Origin of the sequence: Sphingobacterium sp. Lzh-3 (assembly GCF_046764375.1) — a bacterium.
Taxonomy (GTDB): domain Bacteria; phylum Bacteroidota; class Bacteroidia; order Sphingobacteriales; family Sphingobacteriaceae; genus Sphingobacterium.
On sequence record NZ_CP177226.1, the window covers coordinates 2,909,337 to 2,935,437 of the forward strand.

A 26,101-nucleotide genomic window follows, 5' to 3' on the forward strand; every position below is an offset into this window, starting at 1 on the left:
ATAGTGAATTGGGGGACTACCACCAGCCGTCACTTTTACTTTGAGTTTGTGATTCTTCGTTGTCCCAGGTTTGTTTTACATCCCCAGAAGTATTACCATTTGAACCAGCAGCAATGCCATTTTCCAATAAAACGACAGTCATTTGAATCTGAGGGACCTGGTAGGCTTGTTTGCCAGTCGGAGATTTAAAAAGTTTCTTTTTCATAACAATGTAATTTATAAGTTGAAATATTTTTATAGTTCTTTCGTCAGCCAATGGCTTATTACATGGGCTAATGCGCGAGACGTTAGCTGATATGGCGTATTTAAATTTCAGTGTAAAAGACGCATTTTATTGCGGTCTTACATTACATTCGATCGTGATATAGCATGTTTATGGGATGTTTTAGACTGGATATAACAGGAACATGTTATGTTTGTAGTTGTATGTCTACATGCTTGCAAAACAGTGTTTTATGGTTGTTTTAAATAATTATATTTGTCTTACTAGTTTAATTAGACAAGCCATACTTATGAAAATCGCTAGCCATGCTGTTATCCTAGATGACCAGAAAATAGTTGCTTTTTCTTTCGCACTCTTGTTAAAACGGGAATGTGGAATAGATTTGGTTCAATCCTTTAGTCAAGGATCTGAATTCCTTCAATTTTTGCGCGCTTTCGGGAAGCGGTATTTGTTTGTTTTTTTGGATTACTATCTTCCAAATGAAAATGGCCTTTCATTATTAACTGAAATCAGGCGTATAAATGGAGATGCAAAGGTCATCTTTTTGACTGGAGCAACGGCTCCTGTCGTAATATCGAGTATCCTTCAATATCGTCCAGAAGGTATCCTAAGTAAATCTTGTGAATTAAGTGAAGTCTTGGCTTGCTTTGAGGCGATAAAGAAAAAAGAAGTATATATATGTGAGGAATTTGAACGTATCCTGTCTACGCACGGTAAGAAGATTAAAACATTTACTACCCGGGAGATTGAAGTATTACAATACTTTTCAGAGGGTTATAGCGTGGCCGAAACTGCTTCAAAAACCTTTTTGAGTCCACACACAGTCGTTGCACATCGTAGGAAGATGATGGCAAAAGCAGATTGTCAAACGATAGGACAAATGCTTAAATACGCCCGTGAGCATAATTTAATTTAAAAACATTGCATACCGGAGGTATTATGGGAGGTATTATGATTACTGTATTTATTGTCAATATACAATTGATAAAGTTGATTCAAGTAATTCCTTTTGGAATAAGGGCTCTCTACAAAGATCTGATCTAGTTTATGTTTGGCGGACAAGATCAGAGCAAAAATAGATATTTCATGAGATCCATAATGTAAACAAATTTCTTTTTGAAGCTTGGATGAAAATGGCATAATGTATTCTTAGTGAATACTATTGATTAAAGCGCACCAATCGCTTACTTGGAACGAATGATGCGTAGAAGGGAGGATTATTTAATTAAAAATGGTAACCAAAAGATAAAGCGGTTCGAATACCTGCAAAAGGTCCGCTGGTGTTTATTGTTACACCTTCAGCATTCACTTCTTTTTTGATTTTCAAGAGATTACTGTCAAATTCATCCAGCTGTTTTTTTACTTCACGTTGCTCATCTCCATTTAGTGGTGTTCTCCCTTCAAATGTTCCCTTATTGAACCCATAATTTGGACCAATAATACGCCAATCCAAGTAGATGTCTTGGCCGATTTTCCACTGGCTACCGACAGCCACACCTCCTGTAAAAGCATTTAAGGCACCGGATATGGACACTTCTCTGTGATAGCTCGATTCATCGACGGTAATTTTGGTGTGAACGTTGTAATTGGCGTATTTGACAAATGGTGCGATATAGAATCCCTTAAGTAATTCTTTATTACTGACGTAGAAGCGTACTTCTGGTGTGATGGAAAAAGCTCCTAATTTGGCTTCGCCTAAAATGTTGTTGCGATCGTCAAAGGCGGAATCCCAGAGCGATTTAAAGGGTAGATTGGAACTGGGACGATAGCTTACCGTTCCATTGAGCGATAGATGTTCATTGAGCGACCTTTCGTATTCCAGTGAAACATTACCAACAGTTAGGGGCCAAATATTTAGTTTGATCAAATTAGGTTTTTCTTGGGCCTTTAACCCAGTGATAGCGCATAACCCAAAGGTAAGCATGGCAAAGTAGTGTAATTTCATGGTAGTTTTCCAAAAGTCAGGTTGTAAAGATAGTCGAATATATCTTTAATTACTAAAGAAAAGCCAAGGCGTAGAATTTGTTTTTTAAACATTATATCTTCTAATGGTTTGGAATTGAATTGTTTTAAGGAACGATGGTTAAGTTGATTTTGTTGTTTAAATTTCTGTTAAATTTTTATTTTTAGCAGCCGTAAACATTTTTGTGTTTGCTAAAATATCCCTTCAGTTTATGACACAGTTCTTTTGAGAAACACAAGGATGAAAGTCGCACGGTTCACATACCGATCAATTTGTATTTACTTTATAGGATGATATTATTTACATTCATAAAAATGACGGTATTCGAAGATGCCACAAAACTGAAGTCGGAAAAAATGAAGTAATGAACGGGGAGATGCGCAAAGATTTTATGACGAGCTGATTGTCAGACTTTAAATCATACACTGAAGGAAATTACTCCTTCAGTGTAATTAACAGATTAGAGTTTATTGCCTTCTAAAGTGCTTATACTTTTAGCGGGTACTATTAACGAATAGACACCTGAGCTATTCGGATTTACAGCGCCGACATTACCCCAATGCCCGAACTGCTTGCGGTGGTTTGGTAATTGTTCAATGCGCCGCTTGCAAAACCCGTAAGGTTGATATCCAATGGAACTGCTGCGGTTCCCGTGTTGGTGACAACCAATGCAAACTTTCCTGTTTGGGGATCTTTGTAAGCTGAAATCAATAAGCCATTTGCATTTTGAACCGCTACATTGATTCGCATATAACCTGCTTTGATAAACCTGGAATAGTGTCCCATCACATCATACGTTTTTGGAAATTCCAAAGAACCATCACTTTTTGTGCATATGAGTGCTTCATTATTTTGAAAAGCTAACATACCTAACCAAAACACATACGCATTGGCATTACAATCTGCAAGAAGTTTATGCATGTTAACCGCCAGTTTGAGGCCGCCTTCAATGCCGCTGTCATAATTCCCACCGTCATCTGAAGCTTCTGTTACCCACATTGGTTTGCCACCAATACTAAAATTCCACATGGAAGGACTCTGGTTAAATCCACGTTGTCCAGAAATAATCCCACTGATCTCAACGTAGCCATGTCCTGCAAGGATGTCGACTTTGCTTCTGTCCATGCCGGAAAGGAAATTATCGGCAGTTCCCCAGGCCGCATTTTCAGAAGATATAATCTTGGTCGATTGCAGACCAGCGCTGTTTAATTCAGGACGTAGATTGTTGGTAATAAATTGTCCCAAATGGGAGGAGTTCCAATAAGAAGCATCCCAGTCTGAAAAGACATTTTCAGGTTCATTTGATGGGGAGATAGCATTGATGGTGATGCCTTCATTCTGAAATGATTTTACAAATCCAGTCAAATAGCGTGCAAAAGCTGTTGAAGAGGTATTAAAATTAAGTCCATTAAACCATTTCCCGGAAATACTGCTCGTATTGGTCTTCATGTATAATGGTGGAGTCCATGTACTTGCCATAACGAAGGGGACTTCATAGCGTTCTTTCGCTTTTTTGATGATCCAGACCTGCCCAAGCTGTTCTTTTTCGTCTGCTGTCAAATTCTGATATGTTGCACTATTGGGATCCACGTCAATCGAAACTCCTGCAGGTTTAATGGTAACGACCTTGGTCTGTTGGTTAAAAGGGTAGGTATGAAGTACCTTACCACGAAGGATATTCAGTTTCAACCCACTGCCTCCCCATAAATAATCCAGGATACTATCTCTTTTTGCGGATTCAAAGAATGGAACAATCCGACCTCCGAATGCACCAAATCCATCAATCTTTTGATAGGTTTGATCCCAATTCAATGTTGCAATTGTAGCTCCTGCTTGCGCGGATACTGCAGCTTTTTTGTTAAGTTGTGCCTCTGGATTCTCAAGAGTCAAAGAATTTTTTTGGCAGCTAAAAATAGAAAATGTGGAAACTACGGCGAAAACAGTATAAAGTCTGTTCCAGCGACTGGTTAATTTTAACATAACTTAGTTTTTAAGATTTGTGAATGAATCATTAATTTAATTGTGCTTGGTTTTTCAAGCGGTTCTCATCGTCGTTGTTTTGTTTGCCTCCTTTCTTTAGTTAAAAAAATAAACATTCACCGATTTCCACATTGGTTAGTTTCCGAAAATTAATAAAATTTTGGGATAATTTATTATTACTCTTATTGTTTTAATTTTATTTTTTATTGATTTAAACATAAGTACATATTTTTTTAATGGTGACTTAATTTTACCCCTTCTTTTCTGCCGAAGATGGAGATTAAACTTGTCATTGATTACGCATTAAAAACTGATGTCTGATGGCATTTTCAAGTTCACCCACCATGTGTTGATCAACGGTATCGTTGACAATAATGATGATGCCATAATTGTATGTCGGATACAGCACACATAAGGTATTATAGCCTATTTTAGTATTCCCATCGTGATAGAAATAGCGGGCACCACGTTCATCACGATTGATCATCCAACCGAGCCCCATACCAAATCCATTGTCTTTTCCATAGGTCAGTTGATGTGTTAGACGAAGGGCTTTATCCTTTAATTTGAGGTTGGCTTCGATGTAGGTTAACATATCATTGATCGTTGAATTCATTGTTGGACCAAAGTAAAATCCCCTCAAATTGGCAAATGGAACAGGCTGACCTTTATTATTATGGCCTTGTACAATGTCGTTTTTTTGCAACTCATTCAGGTAGGGGATTGTATGGTACATGCCAAGGTGCCTCTTCAGATATGCGCTGATAAGATGTTCATAGGAATTCTTATAGCTATTTTCCAACAGCGCAACAAGTACCATTACAGCCATGCTATTGTAGCTGAATTTTGTGCCTGGAGTACTGTCCAGCTCGGCTTTCCTCAGGTCGTTGAATAGGCTGTCACGACTATAATTTCCAAGGTAGTCTACCTGTTGTGGAATAGTGAGTCTCTTTAAACTATCGGCAACTTTGGTAGAAAGCAATCTGAAAGTCTTTGGAAGTGCTGAAGTATGATTTGCAAGATGCTTAACAAGGATTCCATGGCCGTCGTATTGCAAATTGGGATAGTTTCCGGGTAAGTATTTACGGATATCGTCATCTAGGTTGATTTTCTTCTCAATGACTGCTTGTGCAAGTAAAGCGGCTACAAAGGTTTTCGCTACCGATCCAACGTTGTAATAGTTATTGGCCTTTGGTAGCTTTTCTTTACTGTAGTTGTATGCGATTTTTTTTCCCTTGGTATAAATTCCGATCGATACACTGTAGGTGTGTTCGTTCGAGAGGTAATCTGTAGCCAGTTGATTGATAGTGGTATCGAGCCAAGTTTTTAGTTTATTGTCAGTTTTAACGGATTCAAGATACTGTCCTTTTAGTGAAGGACTATGTAGTAGCAATAAGGTGCCTAAAAGAATTGTGAAGGATTTTGACAACATATTCATAAACGTTTTAGTACTGTTGATGTTGGTATCTATCGTGGGTATTTGGAGAAGCCTTTCGATTACTTATCACCTTGTGGCATGTATCAATTGTATGTACCAAATTGTTACTGAAAGATACAAATTATTACTGTAAATATGGCAAAGCTTAGTTTATGAAGCGACGGTAGCCCTGTTGGAATATTGTTCTTATTTATGTGTTTTATAGACAAATTTTGTCGTGTATTTAGGCTTGATTTATAGTGTATGTTTCTATAAATTTATTTTAGAAATATCGTGATTTATTTCTCTCTGAACGAGAACAATATAGCAATGAAAGCCAATGTCCGAAAATAATTTTGCTGAACTTTATAAAACTTGGTCGACGGATCAGTTGTTGTCTGTGGTAGACAATCCCGATCACTATGAGCCTTCTGTGCTTGAAGCTGCCGAGATTGAATTAAAAGGTCGACAGTTGACCACCGAGGAGTTGACAGCAGCAAGATATGTGCTTAACCAGCGAGAAGCGGAAAAAGAGACTAATTTTGATACAATAAAAACCAAAGAACAATGGGCTATTACCGGTAGATTTGATACGCCCAGGGCACAAGTGGTCAAAAGAAGTATCGTGCGGATCTCATTTTTTACAGGTATCCTCATTGTATTTAAAGGCTATAATCTTTTTCCTGCACTGGTATATCCGATCAAATATTTCAAAGAGCTACCGGATACCTACACATTACTGTCCTACTGCTCACACTCTTTTTTGCAAGTTCCTCATCCATGGTTTTTTCTATCTTGATGTACATGCTCTTGCAAAGCAGCAGGGAGGCCAAAATTTTAGTGGAGTTCAATCCAATTCTACAGCCATATCCTTTGGAGATGTATATCTTACCAATTCTGCTCTATGGTTTTTTGACGTGGATTTTGTGCACAAAAAAAATACGTGAATGGCTTTAATGCCGATTAATTTCTACTTTTGAATGCAAACCTGCTTTCGTGGTTTTTTTGGAAGTTCGCGACTTCAAATTTTGTAGCCGTTACTAAACAAAGAACAGTTGCTATAGGGACAATAGACTAATAAATAGTGTATGAATATTATTGAAAGCATAAAAAAGACGAATTGGTTGCATATCGCATTATTTTACGTATTGCTGATGGTGGGAACTTTTGCCATACGGAAGCTTCCTAATATTTTCCAGATGGCTATGAAAGATGTTTTCAGTTTTCCATTGCCCTGGAATATGAATCACGGATTTATGATTCTGATTATCTCGGCATTTTTTTATGCTTTGTCAAAAGTCGTTTCCACCGTTACACTTTTTGGCCCTAATAAAACAAAGTCACTTTTGTTTCCATTCTTTTTATTCGCAGGATATGGTATTTATGGATTCAAAAATAATTACGGTGTCGATGAGCACGTTTGGGCACTGTTGTTCTGCCTGTTTACATTGCTGTATGATATCATGGAGGAATTTACTTGGCGGGGCTATTTGAATGACAGTCTAGGTGAAATAAAATGGCCCATTAAAAGTGTGATAACGGGAATGTTTTGGGCGATTTGGCATCTTTTAATTTTTGATAATTTCAGCCAATTTGGTGGCTTTGCCGGATTTGTGCTTTTGTGTATTGTCTTTTCATTTGTATTGACTTTCTCCACCATAAGAACCAATTCAATTATAGCTCCAGCAACTTTGCACGCACTGTTGGGGAAGACAAATTTAGTCACCCTGTTATTATTTATACTGTTTATTATTTTATTGCTTTTTTGGAACAAGAAATTCAAGGGATCAACCAGCGAGGCTGGACTCAAATCGTAGGGAATTGCTAGATGACCATTGCTGCACACAGCCGATCAATTTTGAGTACTGACCGTAAGGAGCAGAGGATATACAGCATAGCGATCTATAAATAAACTGCTGCTCCCTAGGCCATTTAGACTATTCGGCAAGTTTATCGGCATGTCGATGCATAAGTTTCCAGATACCCTGCTCTTTTCTGAAGATTTCGGTGATTCTGAGATTGAAAATCACCACGGTATCTTGCCCTTTTACGTTGACGGACGAACGTTGTATACCCGTCCAGTAGGCTAGCGTATCGCTTGCATCTTGATGGATCACTTCAAATTTGTTTTGTGCACGCGGAAGAAAATTGGAAGCTCCTTTTCGATTAAAATCATTGACCTGGGATACTCCAGAAATGTATATTCCATTGGGTGGAAAAATTGTTGCAGGCTCATTTGAGACAGAAATATCTTTTAGGGAGTCAAAATGGCCTTCCACAAAATCTGTTGAGGCTTTTAACCGGGCAGCCATAAATTTTTCAAAATCCAAGAGTGCATTATTACCTGTTTTCATATCTTTTATCTTTGTTTAATTACACAAAGTTCCTAAAATGAAATTATTCTAACCTGTGACAATCGTCACATAATGTCAAGAGTTTAGCCTTCTTCGACGAATTCTGCTTAGGGTTTCTCGAGCTACCCCCAAAAAGGAAGCCAATTGAGAAAGGGGCACACGTTGTAGGATTTCAGGGTATTTTCTTTCTAGATAAGACAACCGTTCAGCAGCCGAATAGCATATAAATAGATTAGCAAACTCTTCCTGTCGCGAGGCAAACTGCCTGATGCAATGCCGTCCCAACCGCTCTATTTCCGTGACTTTCATTGCGAGTTCAAAGAGTTTTGTCTTATCGAAAATAATGGCCGTTAAGTTCTCACAAGCAACAATGTTAAATTCTGATTTCTTGCCGCTGCCAAAACTTTGAATGTTGGTGGCAATATCGTTTTCAAAGAAGAATCCGATGTTTTTGACGGTTCCGTCTATAACATAATAACTTCTACAATAGCCTTTATCGATAAAAAAGAGCGAATTGCAAACTTTACCCTGTTCTAGCAGCAAATCATTTTTTTTGAAGTTGCGCAATGTCAATGTTGGCTGTAGTAAGTGCCAGCTATCCGTCGAAAAATCAACCAGTGCGTGAATGTAATTTCGGAGATTGTCCATGGTTAAACGGTTTCATCGTCGTAGTGGCGCATAATGTAGTAAAAATAGTCTATCATCTTTAGGTAGTTTTCAATGCTAATGTATTCATTGGTACTATGCATACTCTGCTGTTCAGCGTGATTAATTTTAATGGGCATAAAGCGATAAATATGATCACTGAGATTTTGGTATTTGATAGCGTCGGTTCCGCCAACGGTCAAATAAGGCGTAACAATAAGATCAGGGTACAGCCTGCGGATTGAAGCTTCCATCATATTATAGGCTTTAACGTCTGTTGGTGAGACTTTGGATGCTTCTCGGGCATTGTCGACCTGTTCGATCTCAACATCAAACCCGCTTGTAGCCTGCTCGACATGATCCCGAACTTCCTGTAGGGTGTTTTCAGGCAATAGCCTAAAATTGACGACAAATTCAACTTCAGGTGAAAGTACATTGGGGGCATCGCTGCCCTTCATCATCGTCAGTGCTGTAGTTGTTCGCACGAGGGCATTAGTCGAATGGTTTTTCGTTAGTTGAGCCAGAAGTAAAGGCTCCATAATCCAGCGATTAGCGATCGCAAAACGGGAGGTAAAAGGCATACTACCACCGACCTGTTGAAAAAAGTTTTGGATAATAGGGCTGATCTGTGCTTTCATCTGGTGATTTTCTAAGCGCTGCATGATGACTGCTGCTTTACCAATTGCACTCGTTGTTGGCGGCATCGAAGAGTGCCCACCGAGACCTTTAACCTTAATTTTCAGGGATAAAAATCCCTTCTCCGCGCAACCGATCAAAGCTACATCGGAGCTGATTCCCTTGACCGAGCCCTTCTCCAGAATGAGTCCACCCTCGTCATAAACGGCTTCGAATTTAAGGCCCTTTTCTTTGAAGTAGTCTGCGATTTTGGCCGCGCCCCGTACGCCACCAACTTCTTCATCAAAACCAAAAGCGAGGTAGATATCCCGCTTGGGCTGTACCTGTTCTCGAACCAACTGTTCCGTAGCTTCAAGTAAGGAGAAGAGCACGCCTTTCATTTCTAAGGCTCCGCGGCCATAAATGCGGCCCTTGGCTACTGCCCCCGAAAAAGGTGCATAGTCCCATTCTTCGGCTATTTCACTAACCGGCGGTATTGCCTGGTCTCTAGGCTGAAATAGCGTTGAATCGTTGTTTTTTATAGCAGCAGAACCGGGAGGAACCACATCCATATGCGAAAGAAAGAGTAGCGGAAGTAAGCTATTGTCGCTTCCCTTGAGTCGAATGACTAACGCATGGCCATTGACGGTATAGGTTTCCAGGGAGCGATAGATCAGTGGAAAATTGTGCCTGATGTAAGTATTAAGTTCTTCAAAAGGAACATGATTAAATAATGTCGAGTCGCCGATAGAGATTGTGGCTATTTTGATGCCGCCGGCAAATCGGGCAACAATGCTATCATTGATCGCTGGTTGCACAGACGCTGCAGCAGATTTTTTGACACGGGTAAACGGGTAAGTCAGCGTTCTAATTAGAAGCGCAATGATAAATAGGATAAGTAAGACAAAAAAGATTAAGAGAATTTTCTTCATAACAGACTTCATATCAGTATAAGAACTTACCATATATACGCTGGAAATAACTTATCCAGCGCATATCCTGTTGTTTCTAGTAGAACACGAAAGCCCTTCGTTTGTTTCTTATTTTCCGTTAATTGTGCAATAGCTCAAATTCCTGTTGAACCGTTTCTTGCCCATTAACGATAATTGAAATTCTATGTTTCCCTGCATAGAATTTTCGGGTAGTAATCAATTTAAAAGATTGCTTTCGCTCGATACGGTTTATTTCGGCCCCCTGATAAGTTCGTTCGCTAATTTTAAAAACCTTTCGAGATAGCTGACCATTTGACTTTTGATAATATAATCCATACTCCAAACGTAATGACCTGGCGCTGCTGCTTCCATTCTCAATTTCAAAGGAAAAAATAAGGTGTTCACCTATTTTAACCGCCGGTGTATGGATGCTGAGATTCCTAATATGAAAATCACTACTATCCAGTCCATAAAAGTTTAGAATCGCTGGATGCCCTTGTTTGAGTAAGGTGCGGCAGCCATGTTTGATGATGGCATCTGTATTTTTACTGATGCCATTCCATTGCTGGGCAATAGTCAGAACGAGATGGGGATGATCTTTGGCAATATCGTTGAGATTGTTGGCTACACTTCTTCTGACGCTCTCGGATGGGTCATTATGGAGGTTTTGGAGGATGGGCAGGATAGGGGAAGGGTCGTTTTTTAACGATGGAATTGCCATCGCCCAGGGGAGTCGGGGCCTCGATCCTTCACTTGCAAGGCGTCGAACCTGAGAATGTGGGCTTTTAGACCATCTTTCCATTTCCGCGATCATACGAGATCCATAGTTGATAATAAATGGACGAACGGCAAATTCGCAGGTTATAAATCTCGTGACGATTTCAAATGACTGTACAGCTGTTTCAAAATCTCCGATACCGTAAGTTTCTATATAGTCCGGAAAAATAACATATTCAAGGCCTCCCGGAAGCTTCGTTTCTAGGAACTGTTCCACCACTTGTGTTAGTAAGGCTGCTGCTTCGGGAAAAGATGCCGGCATAAATTCGTGCAAGACCGCTGTGCTGTGTTTTGTACGCTGTTTCCATTCCATTTCATGAAAACTGTCTGAAAAAATGCGTTTGATAAACTGTTCTCTGTTAAAATTGTTGTCAACGCGGTGGAACTGATCGGCAATAAACTGATAAAATTCCCGTGTATATATATCTTTAATAAGGGCCATGAGCTGAACAATAGCTGTTAAATTTCGATTAATGAAGACAAGATACTATTTTTTAGACTTTAGTATCTTGTCATGTGAGCGGATTAGTTCGTGGCTTCTACGCCAAATTTTTTGATCGCCTCAGGGCTCAGCGGAGTGAAAAAGTTAAGCATGTTACCATCGGGATCACAAAAAAGCAATGAGCGATTACCCCAAGGCATTGTTGTCGGTTCCTGAATGATTTTTGAAGCACTATTTTTGATCCGAATATATTCATGATCTACATTTTCAACTAAAAATTCAATAATAATGGGGGCCATGTTGCCAAAAGTAGTGAGGCTGTCACTAAACATTTGCATCGTGCGAGTACTTCCTATAGCTAGGGTAATCGAACTGGTGGAAAGCTCGGCAAAATCTGGTGTAAACCATTGTGCGGTGAGCCCAAGGATTTCTTCATAGAATCTGACGGACTGCTGAATGTCGTTTGCAATCAGTCGAATGGATGTTAGTTTCATGCTGATATAAATTTTATTGATAACAAAGTTAAACGGGCTATTGACAATAGTTTGTCAATAGCCCGTTCGAAATTGTCCATAAATTTGCTTATCATCGCGAGATTAATACGTCGTCAATAATTCCAAATTCTTTGGCTTCTGCAGCAACCATCCAGTGATCCCGGTCGCTGACATCATGTACACGTTGATAACTCTGTCCACTGTGTTTGGCAATAATATCGTACAGCTCTTTCTTGATTTTCAGTACTTGATTGGCCGTAATTTCGATGTCCGAAGCCTGTCCCTGAACACCGCCAAGCGGCTGATGAAGCATCACCCGTGCGTGTTCCAGCGCGCTACGTTTGCCGGCAGCACCGCCGCAGAGTAATATCGCACCAAAGGAGAGTGCCATGCCGGTACAGATCGTTGCAACATCCGGGCTGATCAATTGCATCGTATCATAAATACCTAATCCCGCGTAAACTTCGCCTCCGGGAGAGTTGATATACAGTTGTATATCTTTTTTTGGGTCAACAGATTGAAGGAATAACAGCTGGGCTTGTACGATATTGGCGATGTTGGATTCTACAGCAGCGCCCATAAAGATAATACGGTCAATCATCAATCTGGAAAATACGTCCATCTGCGATACGCGCAATTCGCGTTCTTCGGTGATATACGGCGTCATGGCCAGCGGAATGCGTGACTGCTCGATACCTGAAATATAATGATCTACCAGATCTTTTTGGACATAACAATGCCCTACCGCAAATTTGCGGAACTCATTTTTGTCAATCGTCATGATGTTAGGAATTTAGAATTTGCTAAATAACTTTATTATTTTTTTTCTAAAAGAGACATGTTCGGGATGTGTAAATAATGCCTGCGTTATGGCTTCAATTTCCATTTTCACTTGTTTACGCCCGAATTGCCGAATAGCTGCATAAGCTTTTTGTTGGGCAATAACCTTGTCTGCCAACTCTTCGTCCAACGCCAATTTCGCTTCAAAAAGCAGTGCATCTTCCGGCTCAGCTATTCCAAAGATATACGCTTCTATCTGCTGGGTTTCATTCCATGAAGTCATCATAAACCAGGGATTTTTGTTTAACGGATTCTCTAACTTTCTCCAGGCATTTAAATTTTTGAACAGTGGCGCTCCTTGCTCCCGAATAGCCATATTCATCTGCAATTTCCTGCAGTGACATTTGATCATAATAAAAGCTTTTCAAGAGTTCTAAACATTTACGCCCAGCAGTCTCCAAAAAACGAAAAAGCCTTGTGCTAGAAGGAGACTCTTCGGTTGTCAAAGCAATATCCACTTGATCTAGGGGAAGATTTGGACTGGATTGACCATACCGTTTTAACCATAGATTTTTGGCTGTTCCAACCAAATAGCCAATATCGTTGTTTAGTGGTGCTGCTGTTAAAAGAATCTTTTCATAATACACCAGCAAAGCGTCCTGAAATACATCTTTGGCTTCATCCAAATTACCACCCGTGCGACTGATATACTTAGCCACGATGGGAAATGTAGTTTTATACAAGTTCATAAAGAGCACCTGTCGGTCTATTGTTCGATTTGAATTGATCAATTGTTGCATAGCAATATCATTTATAGACATGTACCAATTTAGCGAAAAGTATCACCTTTTATTTGAAAAATTAGTTAAACAAAAATGCTTCCCTTTTTTGGGAAGCATTCATTCGCTTATTCGAGTTCGCTTATTCCAGTTTATGTTTCCGCTGCTCAGGGCTATTTTTTTAAATTCAGTTCCATCTGGATATTACATCGTTGATAAGGACTTGGATAGCCGCTAATCTTTTGGAACCCCAACTTGTAATAGAGATTGATTGCAGGTTTTAAAATGGTGTTGCTCTCGAGAAACAGTTTTGAAGCCCCTAAGGTTTTTGCTTCTTCAATAATTGCTCTTCCCAAAAGGTAGCCTATACTTTTGCCTTGCACTGTTGGGGATACCGCCATTTTTGCCAATTCATAGTCAAAATCGGGATGATTCATTTTAATAAGTGAGCATACACCTACAGGTTCATCGTTATAAAGAGCAACCATAATTTTACCCCCTTTTGCCAAAATATACTCCTCGGGGTTGTCAAGTGCTTTATGGTCAGTTTCTTCCATTTCAAAATAGGTAGAAATCCATTCCTCATTCAAAGACTTAAATGCCCGGCGGTATGTTGAATTGTATGGAACAATGTTGACATCCTTACTTTCACGTATTTTCTTTTGTTCCTGAACGCGTTTCAGCAAGGATTTTTGTTCAAGGAGAAATTCCCATTCAGCTAAAGCTTCCCATAGATTGTGCGTGGCTTCCTGGATAATCCCATCTATGGCGCGATCGATATCGATGCATTGAATTTTCATTCTTTCCCAAAGCATTTTTCCTTTATCGGTCAATCCAACCATATTTCGCCGTTTATCTACAGAGCGAAGGTTATCCTCTACAAGACCTGCGTTGATCATTTCTTTGACGATTTTAGTGACTGATGGCTGGGAATGGCCAATCTCTGTTGCTATATCGGTAATTGTTTTTGAATCACCCTCAGACAAGATAAAGAAAACGGGAAACCACTTGGGCGCAAAATCAATCTGATAAAGCTCATGTAATCGGGCGGCCTCTTCTGTGATATTTGAAGCCATGTAGCGCAATCTGCTGCCTAATGCTATTTTTCCTGTTTTTTCAAATAGTTCCATCGTATTATAAGTAATTATATAACCAGTTATGTAAATGTAGAAAAATAATTTAAATGTTGTAAAATTTAAATTTTAAAATTCTGTTAAAACAAAAATATATGGTTGCTTTTTTCGTTATATTTCAATAAATTCAAACCATAAAAAACCAGAACCCCTTAAATTAGACCAAAGGATATGAACGAGTTAGAAACTTATTTCCGAAATAATGATGCGAAGCTAATTAATAAATGGATGCATTATTTCGATGTATACGATAGACACTTTAGTCGTTTCAAAGGCAAAGAGATCGTGGTGTTGGAAGTTGGGGTTTTTCAGGGCGGCAGTCTTCAGATGTGGAAGAACTATTTTGGTGATCGTGCGAAAATTTACGGTATTGACATCAATCCGCACTGTAAGGAACTCGAAGAAGAAAATGTAGAGATATTTATTGGTTCACAGTCGGACCGGAAGTTCCTGCGCAAGGTAAAGGAATCCATTCCGCCGATCGATATATTGATTGATGATGGTGGTCATACGATGAAACAACAAATTGTGACATTTGAGGAGCTTTTTGATCATGTGAAAGATAATGGTGTATATCTTTGTGAAGATTTGCATACCTCTTATCAGGTATTTTACGGCGGTGGCCATAAAAGGAACGGTACTTTTATTGAATACAGTAAAAATTTTATTGATTACATCAATGCTTACCATTCCGAGCAACGTGGATTGAAGGTCAATGGATTTACGCGTTCGGTAAGTTCCCTACACTACTATGATAGCATCTTGGTCGTGGAGAAGCATCGAAGGGATGAAGCGCCAATACATATGAAAACAGGGGCGGCGACAGTGAAAGATTTCAATGCGGCTCCCACAGGATTCGATGGATTAAAATGGAAGATTAAGAAACCTGCTTTGACCATGATCAACAAGTTGCTCCGTTTTTTCCGTATTGGCGGGTTTATGTGGCGTTAATAGTCTGTGGAGATAGCATCTTTTCGTTCATGTGTATTGTGTTGTTAGCTGAAAAAGACGCTTAAAACGTATTTCTTTCCTAAAAAATTATAAAATAGTTGAATTTGTATACTGAAGGAATGATTATGGTAACATTTTGTAAGCTTCAATAGATTAAATTTGTAATGTAACACAAATTACATCTACTAAAAATATACTTACCTCGCTCCGGTTTCCAAGAATCCGTCAAGTTCCACCGGAGTGGGTAAGTTTCTTTACGCTATAATATATGTTCATTTATTCCTTGAGCACTGCAATATTTAACTGCAATATTTAATTGATTTGTAGCTTATCCTTTTTAATACGCATAGATTCTATTGTGTTAATGTTGGATGGTCCCGCCGCAATACAATGTTCTATTTCGATTTTCCGACGCAGATCCTCAGAGTTTAGTTCAGCTTTCCTTTTAGAAAAGATTTAAGTATGTGCATGCTGTTGATATATGAGCGTCAAAATTATAGTGGACTTCATGTTTGTATATTGGACAAATGAAAAAATACTTGCCTTGTTGATCAATAAATTTGTAAACAAATGGAGTGATTAGGATAACGAACCAACGGACTAATGATTAGCTTTGTTTTATTACGATAGGGCAAATTGTAGTTGCAATATGTCGCCCTTCATTTCTCCAGAAAAATTTACCGGCGAAAACTTAGAATCGTACGGACCAGTTTAGTTGTTAATCTAAAAGATTAGATTAACAAGGACTTACAAGAAAACAAAAAAGGCAGATCATTTAATCTGCCTTTTGGGTAAGTAATCGGGCTCGAACCGACGACCCCTAGAACCACAATCTAGTGCTCTAACCAACTGAGCTATACCTACCGTGATTTTGATGTCACAAAAGTAGTATTATAGCTTATATGTTCCAAATGTTTTTTAAACTTTTTGACTAAACAATTGTCTATCAAAAGGTATAATTTTCAAGCATGCCCGTTTAGCGACCCTGGAGATAATATCTAGGTAATATTTTCAGGTTAAATGCCTAAAGAAGCAGCTTGGTCTTTAATTTGTATACTATAGTTTATGGGAAAATTTTTAAAATTTTTAATTATCGTAGCCATTTTGGCAGTGGGCGCTTGGTTCGTGTATAAAAAATATAACAGCGGACCGGCAGTGGAAAGCAAACATCAGTTGTTGGTGGATCGCATTGAAGCAATGGGAAAACTGGAATTGGTCAAATACCGCTATAGCGATGTTGTGGAGCATAAAAACGTGAATACGTTTTTGCCGGATGCAAGCGTATTGTTAATCGTCAAAGCAGATGCTGTAGGCTGTGTGAACCTTACAAAACTTAATCCGGAAGATATCAAGGTTGTAGGAGATTCGGTTTCCATCAAATTGCCGGCTCCAGAAATCTGCTACATTAAGATCGATCATGAAGCATCCAAAGTCTATGATACCAAAATGGCGTTCTTGCGCGAAGCAGAGCTTGTGGATGAAGCTTACAAAGCGGCGGAAAAAGCTGTTGCTGATGATGTTAAGAAGTCAGATATTCTGCAGCAAACCAAGGCCAACGCAACAACCGTGTTTAAACCGCTCTTACAGGGATTGGGGTTTTCAAAAATCAATCTGACTTTCGAATAAATCCAACAAAAAAGCTAGGCAATGTTAACATTGTCTAGCTCTCTACAATAAATCTAATGTCCAGACACCTCAGGACGAGGATCTCATAATCAAACTATTATCACGTTAAGAACAATAGCCAAGTTATATTCGTTTTACTTTTTTGTCGATGTATCGGGCTGTGGTGTTGGCGGGATTTCTCCACGGGATTCTGCAGATGTGGTATCGCGATATTGTATAGTCGTGGTATCGTTGGGAACGGAGTCCCGCATCAGTTCCTTTGACTTTTGATCATCAGTTTTAACGCCATTACATCCATAGGCTGCTAAGCAAATTAGACCGACGGCAATTAAGTTTGTTGGGTTTTTCATATTATTTATTGTTTAATGATAGCATATTGCTGCATACGCTCAGCCGAAGAACAAAGGTCAAATAAAAATGGTTTTGGATTTTCAAATTAGCTATTATGATATAAAAAGGAATCCAACCTTATATTCTTATTTTTTAGATGAATTATGTTGTAAAAAACTTTTTACAATTGAGTGCTGTTCCTATGAGTAAATAAGTTCATTAAACAGATAGATATGATTCAGATACTGCTTGTCGACGACCATCATCTGGTAAGGAGTGGTTTTCGGCTGATTTTGGAAACGCAAGATGATATCGCTGTTTTGGCTGATGTTGAAAGTGCTGAGGCAGCCTTGGATGTTTTAAAAATCAATCATCGACCGGATATGATCCTTACTGATATCAATATGGGCAAAATGGGAGGGATACCCCTCATTAAATTTGCCAAACAAAACTACCCAGATATAAAAATCCTTGCGTTGACGATGGAAAATGACAAACATATCGCCGCAGATGCATTGCATGCCGGTGCAGATGGCTATTTAGTGAAAGATAGTAGTTGTGAAGAGGTACTTTTTGGTATTCGGCAAGTTTTTAAAGGAGAGAAATATATCAGTGGTTCCTTAGGTGTTTCCTGTCTTCATGCGTATAAAAACTATGCGGATAGGGTTCCTGACCTTAGTCGGATTTTGTTAAAATATGATATTTCAGAACGGGAATTGCACGTATTGAGACTGATCGCTGAGGGATACACCAACGGTGAAATTGCTGAGCGTATTTTTTTGAGCAAACGTACCGTAGAAGGACATCGACAAAAACTTATTGAGAAAACCAATACAAAAAACACCGCGGGCCTTGTCCGATTTGGTTTTCATCATATGCTTTTACATTAATTAAAAAACAAAAAATAGAGAAATATGGCTACAAAGAATGAAAACCGCGTTGTCGGGACCGAAATGGAAAAAAAGAAAAAGGTTAAGCTAGGAGTGGACGGGGAGGCACTTTGGGATGTAAACGATAAGGATCAAGGAGATGCCGAGGCTGGTGTAGACCCGCAGGTGGATCAGCTCAATGACATGCCCAATGACCCTGCTGATAGGCCCAAGGAAAAGAAGAAATAAAAAAGACCCGCATTTGCTGCGGGTCTTTTTATGTTGGCCGAACCCTTCTGTAAAAAATCGGTTCTATTTTTTGCCCTGTTTTTCGATGGCTTTAATAAGTTCATCTTTTGTCATATCATGACGTCCCGTGATATCCATTTTCTTTGCCATTTCCAAGAGCTCAACTTTGGTTTTTTCTGAGCTTCCATTTTGTGAACCTTTAGCCGCAGAAGCGTTTTTAGCAATTGATGGAGCTGATTTTTTTTCTTTGTTGGCGCTGTTGCCCTTCGATTGTCCTTTGGCAGTCGTCTGGCTTGAACTTTTTGTTGTATTCATAATGTTCTGTTTTATTTGTTACTTATATGCTGAACATGTTATATGCACAAAAGGTTGTTCGTTTTAATACGTTATTGAACGGTACTATTACGCTTTGTTCTTTTTTTCCATAGCAAATGCTTTGATCATGGCTTTATTAAAAGCGGGTAAATCGTCGGGCGTGCGGCTCGTAATAAGTTTATCGTCAACGACGACTTCGCTGTCTTCCCATAATGCGCCAGCATTAATGAGGTCCATTTGAATGGCTTCGATTGACGTTATTTTTCTATCACGTACCAAATCCGCATTAATAAGTAATTGTGGACCGTGACAAATCGCCGCGATCGGTTTATTGCGTTCCCAAAAAGCATTGATTAAAGCAATAACCGTTTTATTGGTTCTCAATTTATCGGGGCTTATGACTCCACCGGGCAGCAGCAAGCCATCGTACTTATCCTCTTCTGCCTCCTGAAGAGCAACATCGACAGGATAATCATTTGACCACTCATCACCATTTTTTGCGCGAACTTTTCCTTTAGCGGGTGATATAATGTCCGTTTTGGCACCTGCATTTTCCAGCGCTTCTCTGGGGCTGGTCAATTCAATTTCTTCAAATCCATCTGCTACCAATATGGCAATCCGCTTATTTTTTAAATTTTCCATATCTAAAGTTTGTTTGTATTATATGTTTTGTGTTCTTAAAGGGAACGGATCTAAACTTACGAAGGTTTGATATAAATTACCTTCGAGCTGGTTTTTGCCAATTCACTTAATGAGTAGCTAAAGTAGATTTTTAATTTAGATATCGATAAGTGCAAAGCTGGTATCGTCACCATGATGGGCTCTCAGTACAGGTACTGCCACATTGTAAATCGGTATTCCGGCCGGGGATAGGGCTTTGAATTTTCCCGCATGCGCATGCCCATGAAAGGCAGCAGTAACTTTACGCCGCTGTAACGGCTCCATTAAATGTGTTGAGCCTAAGAAAGGATAAATCTGTTCGGGTTCGCCAACTACTGTTTCCGCTATAGGTGCATAATGGAGTAAAGCGACTTTTTTTATAGCTGCATGCTCTTGCTCTAACCTTGCCAAGGCACGGTCCAGTAGCAATGATTCGTTTACAGCTTCCTGCACAAAACTTTTCATAGCATCTTCGCCGAACATCGAGAGCATATAACGGTCAAACCCGCCACCAAATCCTTTTACCCCAGCAAAACCAATATTTTCGATCACGATTGCTTCGCCGTCCAAAACCGTAATTTTACTGTCGGTCAAAATTTGGCGAATCTGTTTCTGCCGTCCCTTTTCATAATCGTGATTTCCTAATACGGCGAGGACCGGAACTTTGATGGATTGAAGTTCGGCAACGAGTAATTCAGCCTCTTCTTCATCCCCAGTGTCGGTTAAATCACCACACAATAGCAGGACTTTTGCCTTTTCTGAAATCTCTTCAAATTTTGTTTTCCATTTTCCATGCTGATTTGCATTCATATGTATATCGCCCAAAGCGGCTATTGTTGTCTTTTTATTCATCTCAAACAGTTTTTATGGTATATGATTTATAATCCCATTCTTTAATATCGATCTCATATTGTGTCTGGTCGATGAGCGGTCCAAGGCAAACTTTCTCTAAGCATGGAGGCAGTTCATATTGGTCTGCTGCGCGCTTAATAAGCTGATCAAATAATTCCTTCGGAAGAATATCGCGATAGTCATGCGGATAGGTAAACTGAAAGATGAGCATTTGGGCCAACAAGAGGTGCCAATGTTGATCCATCCGGGATAATAAAAGATCCCAGTCCAGTTTCTTCCCATATTTTAGCCAAATATGGTTTATATCGGCACTGTCGTGCCGCTCTCTGTTTTGTACATACAGCTTACACCAAACAAGTTCTTCTGCAGGTATATAACGTACGGTTGTATCAAACAACACTCCCTCAGGCCCCCTGTCAAACCAATCTTGTTCTACCGTACAATTGTGATTAACACTATCAAAAATAATGTCAATAAAGTAGGGGGCCTTATAAATCTTGGCCAGCCATCTCACATCCGTCAGTTCCGTTTTATAACCACTGGCGGCAAAGTGCTTGAGAATTTTTGGGTATTCGCTGCTTTTGCAAAAAATATCCATGTCTTTCGTAGGCCGTATGATCCCTGTGTAGTGAAACATAGCCAAACCGCCACCTACCATAAATTGACATCCGTTCTCTTGTAGCAGTCTCAATGTATCTTGAAAGAAAGCCAAGCAATCCTCAGGTGGATTATCTAAATGAATCATATTGTCTACTTTTTATTAAAGACAGTCAAATAAATGCAGTAGTTTGTTGATAGTCAATGAAAACGTATTATCCACCAGATTAATAGTAAAAGTACTCTATTTAAAAATTTTTGGAACTCGGAGGGCTCTTATCGATGTTCTGAAATAAAATGGTCTGAAATAAAATAGCGGGCTCATTGCCTGATGAAGTATGGATGGACATATCACAAAGATCTAAACAGCATAAATATGGACAGTTTTTTTGGCTCTGGTGAGGATCTCACGATGTTACAGATGGGATCGCGCGCGTTTATGATGTTTATTATAGCGCTTTTTCTGGTTCGACTAGGAGGAATTCGAATTCTCGGCCGAAAGTCGGGTGTGGATTTCGTAATCATTATTATGCTAGGTGCAGTGTTGGCTAGAGGGATCGTTGGCGCCTCGCCGTTCCTGTCAACGGTGTTCGCTGGCTTTGTAATGATTATTGTCAATAAAATCCTGGCCCAGGTATCGGCCCGGCTTCCCTATTTGGGTAATATGGTAAAAGGTAAGCCGGCTGTTTTATACAAGAACGGTAAAATCCAATGGGATCAGATGGACCGACTGGGTGTAAGTCGCACAGATCTACTGACGAGCTTGCGGCTAGAAACAAACAGTAAGCACCTTGATGAAGTTGATATGGCTTTGATGGAACCGAATGGCCGAATAAGCTTTACACTCAAGGAAAGAAAATAAATATTTAACAGATAACTCTTCCTGTGTAAAAACATATTGTGACGTCGAAAGGGATCACCTGAATCAAAGCCTATTGACACTTCACATAGCTAACCTGGGAAGGGGTAAAAAACATAAATAAAGATAAGATTATGATAAAATATTTTTATTTGGTCGTCGCATTTGCAGCAACAGCGATATCTTGCGATAATAGGGCTAATAATAGCGAGGAAACTTTGATAGACACAGCCGTTAACCAAAATGGCCTACCGTTGGACGATATTCACCGAAGTCGTGGAAAAGATACGACAAAAAATGAGGGTGGGAGCGCAAAAGATGGTTTGCCATTGGACAATCTGGATCGCGGTAAAAATACGGATTGACCTGGTTGCATCTTTACGAACGATGGTGCAAAATTATTTACTTCCCGAACGATAATAGATCCAACCTGGTAACTGCTCCAATGGGTTTGGTATTTTCAGATCTACAAGAGTATTCAACCCTAGTTCTTGGGATAATTTTCCGAATGCATCTATGTCATGAACTGGATAGAATATCGCGTGCTCATTGGGCATATCCACATTCCCTTGTAACCAGCGGTAGCCCTCGGCATGTAGATTGTCGATAAAGGTATCGGTAATAACTTCCAGGTAATGCATCATTTTGTTGATCCACGTAAGTTCGTCCTTTGCTCGCGTCGGATAGTGTTCATGTGTAAAATCGAGGATCAGTTGTTCGCCCTCCATGTCCCAGCCATCGCGAATCATCGCCAAACCCATAGACCGAACTTCTTCCTGATAAAAATCCTGCCCATAGCTCATTTTAATTTTGCCCGCAATAGGACTTTCTTCAATTTTAGCACGTAGCGCCATTTGTCTATTAAGAAGTTCATGGATGTAGTCGAATGTCTGTTCCATGGTATGATAAGAATTAACGAAGGACAGAGCCTTAATGGCTTTGTCCTCCGGAGTGAATGAATGTTATAAATACTTTTATTTTAATGTCGGTTTGGGCGCTTTGTTCTTAACAGCTGGGGATGGTGCATTTGGTGTAATGTGCATATCACTTATCGAAGGATCTGAAGGCTGCATATTTTTAAGTTGATCAAGATGTTTTTCAAATGCGGGGATTTTATCGGTAGCGAATTTCTTAAGGTCGGCATCTGTAATTGCTGTGCCTGTACTTGCATCTTTGAAAAGTGAAATAGCATCCTGATGACTCTTGACCATCAGATCGGTATAGATGCGGTCAAAACTTGCTGTGTCCGCATTATTGAGTTGGTCGATCATCGGTTTATAATTTTGATCGTCGCTCGTGCTCAGTTGCCAATTTTTATTCTTTACAATGGTCGACAGTTCATTTCCTGCAGCAGTATGGTCGTCTGTGATCATCTGTGCATATTGTTTTATATTGGGGTTTTGTGATTTTGCAAGAGCAATGCTTGCTGCCTGCAGTTCGAAATTGTTGCTGGCCGTGGCTTTGCTGGCAAAGTCCAAGTCTCCAGGCTGTGGCTGAGCGGGTTTGCTGTCTTGCGCCTGAACAGTTAAAATGCAGGTGAAAATCACAAGCAGCGTTCCCAAAGTTTTTAAAATGGTTTTCATAATGCTATTTTTTAATTGTTAACGATGTATGCTATTTCGGTTATCATTTCCTTTTTGTCCATAACTAATGATGATAGCGGATGTTAAAATGGATAAAGACAATACCGATGAAATAAACATATGCTCTTTTATATTTGTGTTTTAATAGTGAACAGTGGTCGAGAAGCCAGGGTTTGGAACAGTTATATTTTACGTACTTAAATCGAAAGCGGTGTTGTTTACGTAAATAGATCGTACAAATTCGGATTGCACCATAATTAAAGATTTAGGTCAATTGTGTGCAGTCAACAATCAATTTCTCAACTAAACTAAAAACAAACCGCTATGAAACAGTGATTTTTTGCCAGGTATCTCTAATTCATATTTCGGGGCCTTGTGTCGGAAAAACTTGTTTTAACAAAAGCATCTATGTAAAGAAAATATAAAAGGCTCAATTTCGTTGGGCCTTTTCCAAAAAATGAGCGATGAAATATTCAGACAATATGGGTAGTACAGCTGTACAATTTACAGTAATCCCAATGACGGGAATTTATCTTTATTGCATCAGTAATCTGAAATGCTAATCCGTCTTGTCTGCTCTATCACCGTCTGAGGAGTTGTGTCTTTCTTTTTGAGCCTTCATTTTAAAAGCGTGATTTTCCTTTGCGGCATCAATTGAGTGTGTGCAGGTAAGATCACCTTCCTGAAGCGCCAGTTTAGCGACGTGGGCATAAAATTTCGCAAGCTGATCTAGTTCTTCTTCACTGAGATCTTCCAAATTAACCATTCGGTTACTAGTGCCTTCGTGAGAGGCAATCAATTCATTGAGCTTGAGGTGGATTGCCTTTGAATCTTTATTCTGCGATTTTTGAATAAGAAATACCATAAGAAAAGTAACAATGGTCGTACCTGTATTGATGACCAATTGCCAGGTTTCAGAGTAGTTAAATATGGGGCCACTCACTGCCCAAATGATAACTGTAGAGGTTGCAATAATAAATGCCGCTGAACTACCGGTTGCGTGTGTCGCCCAGTTTGAGAACCGTTCAAATAAGTTTTTTCTCTTTTTCATTGCTAAACTTTAAGTTTCTATAGAGACCCCACTGAAACCGAATTTGTTTGTATTTATTGGCTTTATCTTAAAAGATCAGTTTTTCAAATGTTTTTCTGCTCCATAGCTAACAACAGCCTACTTGCTTTGTTGCTACTGCCGTATTTGAGCTTTGTATTGACTAGGTGTGACTCCTTTTATGGACTTGAAAATTTTATTAAAGTTTGAAAGGCTATTGAAACCACAGGCATAAGCAATGTGCGTGATTTGATGCTTATTTTCAACAATCAATCTACAGGATTCACTAATGCGCACCTCATTGACAAACTGGACGAAGGTTTTCTGCGTACGGGATTTGAAGTAACGGCAAAAGGAATGTTTCGACATATTAGATAGCTGCGCAACTTGATCCAATTGAATTTCTCTAGTATAGTTGTTAAATACGAATTTAAAGATGCTGTCAATTTTACTATTGTCAATAGGACTATAGTTGTGGGTGTATCCGGCACTGGAGAGGTATTCAAATTCATCTGTGGATATCATCAACTCGATAATCTCCAACAACAAAATGGTTTTCTCAAAGCCATAATCCAGCTGTACGATCTTTTTTAGCTTTACCTTCAATAGTTCCTTTGTTGCGCCACGGAATAGGAGACCACGTTTTGAGGCCGAAAAGAATGTTTCGATTTTATGTGTCTGAAAGAAATGCCCTAAAACTTTAATCATTAATTTAGGTTCTATGTACAAGGCTAAAGAGCGGGATGTTTTTGTCTCCGCGATGGCCGAGCCCGTGCAATTTATATTGTTATTGTGCCAAACATGTGGCAGATCGGGTCCTACAAAAGTGAGTTCATCAGAAACAAAGTTACTCACATTGTCTCCAATGATCCGTTTTCCCTCACTTTCCACAATATAGGTCATCTGACAGGCGCTATGAAAGTGAAATTCGGTAGAAAAAAAAGGTCGCTGCACATCTTTGGTCGCAAAAGTCGTAATAGCTGCACCCTCCAGAATTTTTGCAAAAACAGGTTTCATGCGTTTGGTTATTTTAATTAAGAGCGAGTAATATAGCTTATTTTGTCCTAAAAAGAGATAAACAAAGGTAAAAATGTTAATATAGTAGGAGAAATGAGCAATCGAGCAGTAGTCACGGTACTGTTAAGCGCGTAATTTCGTATAAAATAACGCGTAGAAATTATGAATCCTAAATTATATCCTTATAGCATGATGCTCGTCTTTGTCGTATTTTGTGCGACAGCCTTTCGGTCTACAGAAAGAAGCCGCCCCGTGGCTCGCTATGGATCTATAACAGGATTAAAAGCAGAGAAGGTAGCTTATTATAAGAAACTACATGCCAATGTTTGGCCCACGGTACTTCGAAAAATCAAGGCATGTCATATCCGCAATTATTCTATTTTTTTGAAGGAAATAGACGGTAAATTTTTTCTTTTCAGCTATTTCGAATATGTAGGGCAAAATTTCAAGCATGATATGCAGAAGATGGCGTCCGATCCAGAGACACAGCGTTGGTGGAAAGAAACGGATCCTTGTCAGCAACCCCTGTCCGATGCACAGGAGAAAGGGGAGATATGGTCTGGTATGGCGGAAGTATTCCATACGGAATAAGGAAAGAAAAAGAATGCAAG

Annotated in this window: 32 protein-coding genes and 1 tRNA gene; 10 read left to right on the top strand and 23 right to left on the bottom strand. The window is 39.4% G+C overall.

Features of this window, described 5'->3' with window-relative positions; genetic code table 11:
• Positions 1-16: 16 nt before the first annotated feature.
• On the bottom strand, positions 17-205 hold the full coding sequence (locus ACLCDV_RS11990; protein WP_317666955.1) for a hypothetical protein: 189 nt from the start codon (positions 203-205) through the stop codon (positions 17-19).
• Between the two features lie 250 nt (positions 206-455).
• Between ACLCDV_RS11990 and ACLCDV_RS11995 the strand changes: the two genes are divergently transcribed.
• On the top strand, positions 456-1,139 hold the full coding sequence (locus tag ACLCDV_RS11995; RefSeq protein ID WP_317666954.1) for a response regulator transcription factor: 684 nt from the start codon (positions 456-458) through the stop codon (positions 1,137-1,139).
• A 309-nt stretch (positions 1,140-1,448) separates the two neighbouring features.
• On the opposite strand, the gene ACLCDV_RS12000 is transcribed toward ACLCDV_RS11995, so the two are convergent.
• The 3 genes from ACLCDV_RS12000 to ACLCDV_RS12010 form a co-directional block, all read right to left on the bottom strand.
• Positions 1,449-2,168, bottom strand: coding sequence for a DUF3575 domain-containing protein (locus ACLCDV_RS12000; RefSeq protein WP_317666953.1), 720 nt, complete (start codon positions 2,166-2,168; stop codon positions 1,449-1,451).
• Between the two features lie 555 nt (positions 2,169-2,723).
• Positions 2,724-4,166 carry a glycoside hydrolase gene (locus ACLCDV_RS12005; RefSeq protein WP_411973818.1) on the bottom strand — a complete coding sequence of 481 codons (1,443 nt, stop codon included), beginning with the start codon at positions 4,164-4,166 and terminating at the stop codon, positions 2,724-2,726.
• Positions 4,167-4,455: 289 nt separating this feature from the next.
• Positions 4,456-5,598 carry a serine hydrolase domain-containing protein gene (locus tag ACLCDV_RS12010; protein WP_411973819.1) on the bottom strand — a complete coding sequence of 381 codons (1,143 nt, stop codon included), beginning with the start codon at positions 5,596-5,598 and terminating at the stop codon, positions 4,456-4,458.
• Positions 5,599-5,923: 325 nt separating this feature from the next.
• Here ACLCDV_RS12010 and ACLCDV_RS12015 point away from each other — a divergent pair, with 325 nt between their 5' ends.
• Together ACLCDV_RS12015 and ACLCDV_RS12020 are read left to right on the top strand one after the other, a co-directional pair.
• Positions 5,924-6,382, top strand: coding sequence for a hypothetical protein (locus ACLCDV_RS12015; RefSeq protein ID WP_411973820.1), 459 nt, complete (start codon positions 5,924-5,926; stop codon positions 6,380-6,382).
• 289 nt (positions 6,383-6,671) lie between these two features.
• A complete protein-coding gene (locus ACLCDV_RS12020; RefSeq protein WP_317666949.1) occupies positions 6,672-7,400 on the top strand; it encodes a CPBP family intramembrane glutamic endopeptidase in 729 nt (242 codons plus the stop codon).
• A 120-nt stretch (positions 7,401-7,520) separates the two neighbouring features.
• Here the strand turns inward: ACLCDV_RS12020 and ACLCDV_RS12025 are convergent, their stop codons facing one another.
• The 9 genes from ACLCDV_RS12025 to ACLCDV_RS12065 form a co-directional block, all read right to left on the bottom strand.
• Positions 7,521-7,937 (bottom strand): hypothetical protein, encoded by a 417-nt coding sequence (locus tag ACLCDV_RS12025; RefSeq protein WP_317666948.1) that lies wholly within the window; start codon positions 7,935-7,937, stop codon positions 7,521-7,523.
• A 75-nt stretch (positions 7,938-8,012) separates the two neighbouring features.
• Complete coding sequence (locus ACLCDV_RS12030; protein WP_317666947.1) at positions 8,013-8,585, bottom strand: Crp/Fnr family transcriptional regulator; 573 nt, start codon at positions 8,583-8,585, stop codon at positions 8,013-8,015.
• A 2-nt stretch (positions 8,586-8,587) separates the two neighbouring features.
• Entirely contained in the window at positions 8,588-10,129 is a 1,542-nt protein-coding gene (locus tag ACLCDV_RS12035) for a M20/M25/M40 family metallo-hydrolase (RefSeq protein WP_411973821.1), read from the bottom strand.
• Positions 10,130-10,247: 118 nt separating this feature from the next.
• A complete protein-coding gene (locus tag ACLCDV_RS12040; RefSeq protein ID WP_411973822.1) occupies positions 10,248-11,348 on the bottom strand; it encodes a DNA alkylation repair protein in 1,101 nt (366 codons plus the stop codon).
• A gap of 83 nt (positions 11,349-11,431) precedes the next feature.
• Positions 11,432-11,842, bottom strand: coding sequence for a VOC family protein (locus tag ACLCDV_RS12045; protein ID WP_317666944.1), 411 nt, complete (start codon positions 11,840-11,842; stop codon positions 11,432-11,434).
• A 91-nt stretch (positions 11,843-11,933) separates the two neighbouring features.
• Complete coding sequence (locus tag ACLCDV_RS12050) at positions 11,934-12,623, bottom strand: ATP-dependent Clp protease proteolytic subunit (RefSeq protein WP_333577201.1); 690 nt, start codon at positions 12,621-12,623, stop codon at positions 11,934-11,936.
• A gap of 12 nt (positions 12,624-12,635) precedes the next feature.
• Positions 12,636-12,908, bottom strand: coding sequence for a hypothetical protein (locus tag ACLCDV_RS12055; RefSeq protein WP_333577200.1), 273 nt, complete (start codon positions 12,906-12,908; stop codon positions 12,636-12,638).
• The gene (locus ACLCDV_RS12060; protein WP_317666941.1) at positions 12,889-13,422 is read right to left on the bottom strand and encodes a sigma-70 family RNA polymerase sigma factor; all 534 of its coding nucleotides are present in this window, start codon (positions 13,420-13,422) and stop codon (positions 12,889-12,891) included. Before ACLCDV_RS12060 ends, ACLCDV_RS12055 begins: the two co-directional genes overlap by 20 nt.
• A gap of 152 nt (positions 13,423-13,574) precedes the next feature.
• Positions 13,575-14,531, bottom strand: coding sequence for a helix-turn-helix domain-containing GNAT family N-acetyltransferase (locus tag ACLCDV_RS12065; protein WP_317666940.1), 957 nt, complete (start codon positions 14,529-14,531; stop codon positions 13,575-13,577).
• A 174-nt stretch (positions 14,532-14,705) separates the two neighbouring features.
• Between ACLCDV_RS12065 and ACLCDV_RS12070 the strand changes: the two genes are divergently transcribed.
• The gene (locus ACLCDV_RS12070; RefSeq protein ID WP_317666939.1) at positions 14,706-15,485 is read left to right on the top strand and encodes a class I SAM-dependent methyltransferase; all 780 of its coding nucleotides are present in this window, start codon (positions 14,706-14,708) and stop codon (positions 15,483-15,485) included.
• A gap of 790 nt (positions 15,486-16,275) precedes the next feature.
• Here the strand turns inward: ACLCDV_RS12070 and ACLCDV_RS12075 are convergent.
• Positions 16,276-16,349, bottom strand: a tRNA-His gene (locus ACLCDV_RS12075).
• A 201-nt stretch (positions 16,350-16,550) separates the two neighbouring features.
• On the opposite strand from ACLCDV_RS12075, the gene ACLCDV_RS12080 reads away from it, so the two are divergent.
• On the top strand, positions 16,551-17,111 hold the full coding sequence (locus tag ACLCDV_RS12080) for a DUF4230 domain-containing protein (RefSeq protein WP_075992545.1): 561 nt from the start codon (positions 16,551-16,553) through the stop codon (positions 17,109-17,111).
• Between the two features lie 134 nt (positions 17,112-17,245).
• On the opposite strand, the gene ACLCDV_RS12085 is transcribed toward ACLCDV_RS12080, so the two are convergent.
• Positions 17,246-17,461, bottom strand: coding sequence for a hypothetical protein (locus ACLCDV_RS12085; RefSeq protein WP_317666938.1), 216 nt, complete (start codon positions 17,459-17,461; stop codon positions 17,246-17,248).
• A gap of 213 nt (positions 17,462-17,674) precedes the next feature.
• Between ACLCDV_RS12085 and ACLCDV_RS12090 the strand changes: the two genes are divergently transcribed.
• Positions 17,675-18,331 carry a response regulator transcription factor gene (locus ACLCDV_RS12090; RefSeq protein ID WP_317666937.1) on the top strand — a complete coding sequence of 219 codons (657 nt, stop codon included), beginning with the start codon at positions 17,675-17,677 and terminating at the stop codon, positions 18,329-18,331.
• A 24-nt stretch (positions 18,332-18,355) separates the two neighbouring features.
• Entirely contained in the window at positions 18,356-18,559 is a 204-nt protein-coding gene (locus tag ACLCDV_RS12095) for a hypothetical protein (protein WP_317666936.1), read from the top strand.
• Positions 18,560-18,622: 63 nt separating this feature from the next.
• Here ACLCDV_RS12095 and ACLCDV_RS12100 read toward each other — a convergent pair whose 3' ends face one another.
• From ACLCDV_RS12100 to ACLCDV_RS12115, 4 genes are all read right to left on the bottom strand, one after another.
• A complete protein-coding gene (locus ACLCDV_RS12100) occupies positions 18,623-18,874 on the bottom strand; it encodes a Rho termination factor N-terminal domain-containing protein (RefSeq protein ID WP_411973823.1) in 252 nt (83 codons plus the stop codon).
• A gap of 87 nt (positions 18,875-18,961) precedes the next feature.
• Positions 18,962-19,516 carry a type 1 glutamine amidotransferase domain-containing protein gene (locus ACLCDV_RS12105; RefSeq protein ID WP_317666934.1) on the bottom strand — a complete coding sequence of 185 codons (555 nt, stop codon included), beginning with the start codon at positions 19,514-19,516 and terminating at the stop codon, positions 18,962-18,964.
• Positions 19,517-19,651: 135 nt separating this feature from the next.
• Positions 19,652-20,386, bottom strand: coding sequence for a metallophosphoesterase (locus tag ACLCDV_RS12110; protein WP_317666933.1), 735 nt, complete (start codon positions 20,384-20,386; stop codon positions 19,652-19,654).
• A 1-nt stretch (position 20,387) separates the two neighbouring features.
• Positions 20,388-21,131 carry a nucleotidyltransferase gene (locus ACLCDV_RS12115; RefSeq protein ID WP_317666932.1) on the bottom strand — a complete coding sequence of 248 codons (744 nt, stop codon included), beginning with the start codon at positions 21,129-21,131 and terminating at the stop codon, positions 20,388-20,390.
• A gap of 228 nt (positions 21,132-21,359) precedes the next feature.
• On the opposite strand from ACLCDV_RS12115, the gene ACLCDV_RS12120 reads away from it, so the two are divergent.
• Both ACLCDV_RS12120 and ACLCDV_RS12125 read left to right on the top strand, forming a co-directional pair.
• Positions 21,360-21,845, top strand: coding sequence for a DUF421 domain-containing protein (locus ACLCDV_RS12120; protein WP_411973824.1), 486 nt, complete (start codon positions 21,360-21,362; stop codon positions 21,843-21,845).
• 131 nt (positions 21,846-21,976) lie between these two features.
• A complete protein-coding gene (locus ACLCDV_RS12125) occupies positions 21,977-22,207 on the top strand; it encodes a hypothetical protein (RefSeq protein ID WP_317666930.1) in 231 nt (76 codons plus the stop codon).
• A gap of 33 nt (positions 22,208-22,240) precedes the next feature.
• On the opposite strand, the gene ACLCDV_RS12130 is transcribed toward ACLCDV_RS12125, so the two are convergent.
• From ACLCDV_RS12130 to ACLCDV_RS12145, 4 genes are all read right to left on the bottom strand, one after another.
• Positions 22,241-22,741: a hypothetical protein gene (locus tag ACLCDV_RS12130; protein ID WP_317666929.1), complete on the bottom strand. Its 501-nt coding sequence runs from the start codon at positions 22,739-22,741 to the stop codon at positions 22,241-22,243.
• A gap of 75 nt (positions 22,742-22,816) precedes the next feature.
• Positions 22,817-23,425 carry a DUF4142 domain-containing protein gene (locus tag ACLCDV_RS12135; protein WP_317666928.1) on the bottom strand — a complete coding sequence of 203 codons (609 nt, stop codon included), beginning with the start codon at positions 23,423-23,425 and terminating at the stop codon, positions 22,817-22,819.
• 559 nt (positions 23,426-23,984) lie between these two features.
• Positions 23,985-24,476 carry a low affinity iron permease family protein gene (locus ACLCDV_RS12140; protein WP_317666927.1) on the bottom strand — a complete coding sequence of 164 codons (492 nt, stop codon included), beginning with the start codon at positions 24,474-24,476 and terminating at the stop codon, positions 23,985-23,987.
• Positions 24,477-24,608: 132 nt separating this feature from the next.
• Entirely contained in the window at positions 24,609-25,490 is an 882-nt protein-coding gene (locus ACLCDV_RS12145) for an AraC family transcriptional regulator (protein WP_411973825.1), read from the bottom strand.
• Positions 25,491-25,652: 162 nt separating this feature from the next.
• Between ACLCDV_RS12145 and ACLCDV_RS12150 the strand changes: the two genes are divergently transcribed.
• Positions 25,653-26,081 carry an L-rhamnose mutarotase gene (locus tag ACLCDV_RS12150; RefSeq protein WP_317666925.1) on the top strand — a complete coding sequence of 143 codons (429 nt, stop codon included), beginning with the start codon at positions 25,653-25,655 and terminating at the stop codon, positions 26,079-26,081.
• Positions 26,082-26,101 lie beyond the last annotated feature (20 nt).